This window comes from Rhizobium giardinii bv. giardinii H152, from assembly GCF_000379605.1.
Taxonomy (GTDB): Bacteria; Pseudomonadota; Alphaproteobacteria; order Rhizobiales; family Rhizobiaceae; genus Pararhizobium; species Pararhizobium giardinii.
The window spans coordinates 1-1,878 of sequence record NZ_KB902733.1 but is presented as its reverse complement, the minus strand read 5'-3'; the positions used below and the strand labels follow the sequence as shown (position 1 = coordinate 1,878).

Genomic DNA, 1,878 nt, shown 5'->3' with positions numbered 1-1,878 from the left:
ACTGATGCCACTGCACCGGGCGCTTTTTCTCGAAACCAACCCTGCTGGGCCGAAATATGCCTTGCAGCGTCTCGGTCGCATACGTGGGGATCTGCGGCTACCACTCGTTACGATCAGTCCTGCCGTTCAAGAAGAGATCGATAGCGCCATGCGCCATGCGGGGATCCTGGTTTGATGGACAAGACAAAGCTTGCTGAGCGTATCGAGTCAGATCTTATCGGGCCGCTCGCTATTCCTCGACACGTCCTTTACGGCGTCCATACACGGCGCGCGGAACAGAATTTTGACGTATCGGGCCTGCGCCTGAGGGCTTTTCCCGAGCTCATCCAGTCGATGGAACTGATATCGGAGCTTCCCGGCGTGCGGGATACCCTCACGGCATTCGCTCTATCCTCGGTCATTCGGAAATAGGTGTCAGGACCCGAAACTGGACATCCGGATCCGCTGTTGACAGAATAATTGAACAGCCTTCGAAGGGGCGACGTTTTACCTGCTCGACCCGATGCCAATCTCCCTTGTCCCGGAAGCCCGTGGACGAGAATGCTGACTCTGTCGATGGTAGGACGCGGCCCGTATACACCTCTAGAGACGACTTACTCAGATCGAAGACTCAAGTTGGTGGCCGCAATCGCTATTGCGTCTGCCAGTTCGACTTCGCCCTTGGTCCGTAACCCCTCAGCCGCACCGCGCATGTCTGAAACACCGTCATCCTGACCGAGTTTTGCCTTTCCTTCGAACGAACGAATTTCGATCTCGATGCCGACTATCTGCTTCAAGAGTTCGTCTATATATTCTCTCGGGCCATCACTCATTTTCCAAGGCTGCGCGCTATTGGCCTCATGGGTCTTCGTAAGCTTCGCCACAACGGTCCGAACATATCGATCATCGTCTCGAATAATTGCTCGACCATGGGCATGCACCGTCCGGTAATTCCATGTTGGAACCTGTCGACCCGTTTCCTGTTTGCTTGGATACCAATTGGGGGAAACATACCCGCTGGGGCCACGAAAGATAACGAGGACTTCATCGTTCGTCGAAACATCCCTGAGCACAGGATTAGCGCGCGAAACGTGGCAATGGAGCCGGCCAAGACTTTCCTCAGCCACGTCAAGCAAGAAGGGGAGATGATTCGCATCTAGACCATTCTGACCATACGTGACGAGGGTACCTAAGGGGTTGTTTCGGATGAGCTCGTGATGGCTGACTGCGGAGTTGTCGGCGAAATGAGCAGGCACATACATGTCGCTCTCCCAATGAGACGGATATCTCAAAACCATGCCGGTGAATTGGCTCCCGGACATCAATCCGGTCCCAGGATGGCTCGTTAAACTTATCCAACGGAATAAGGAATCAATCCGGGATGTGAAAGAGCCAGTTGCAAACGATACGACTAGGCCACTTTCGACGACCACGCCAGCGCGCGCGCTCGAAGGACGCAGCCAGTGCCGGTGGAGATGAGAGCGGGTTCCTAACGCCTCGGCGACCTGAGTCCGACAAGAGCTCGGGAGAGCGATCGCGGTATCGCTCAGTTGGAAAGCGTTTGGCGCGGCGATTAAGGCAACCGCCAACGACACGATCACTCTGATGAAACAGCGTTGAGTGTGCTGATTCGCCCGTACGCCAGTTTGGCGATGACCACAAATGGGGGCAGCGCCCAAACAATAGTTGGCAATCTCTACAGGGGCAGCCCCTGGCTTCTCTCCCCCCAGGTGCTGGGTCGACCTGCTCTACCTCACCTCAGCTGGATCGTACCTGAGGAGCGAAAGGCAGTCGGCAACCTTGCGTTTGGCCGGCTCCAAGAGGGGCAAAATCGGCAGCGGCGGCTCCGCTTGGCAGAGCCCGAGCAAGTCAGCAAGCACATAGACCGACCGAAGGCTG

General features: G+C 56.1%; 2 protein-coding genes and 1 pseudogene. 2 read left to right on the top strand and 1 reads right to left on the bottom strand.

Annotated features, from left to right (window positions below; genetic code table 11):
- Positions 1-175, top strand: a 175-nt coding sequence (locus A3AY_RS38420; protein ID WP_174371933.1) for a dihydrodipicolinate synthase family protein, incomplete at its 5' end; no start/stop codon positions are given.
- A pseudogene (aspA, locus tag A3AY_RS40935) lies at positions 175-351 on the top strand (aspartate ammonia-lyase); the annotation flags it as partial. The gene A3AY_RS38420 and the pseudogene aspA, both read left to right, overlap by 1 nt.
- Positions 352-593: 242 nt before the next feature.
- On the opposite strand, the gene A3AY_RS0130170 reads toward aspA, so the two are convergent.
- A complete protein-coding gene (locus A3AY_RS0130170) occupies positions 594-1,241 on the bottom strand; it encodes an FMN-binding negative transcriptional regulator (protein ID WP_018329398.1) in 648 nt (215 codons plus the stop codon).
- Positions 1,242-1,878: the final 637 nt, after the last annotated feature.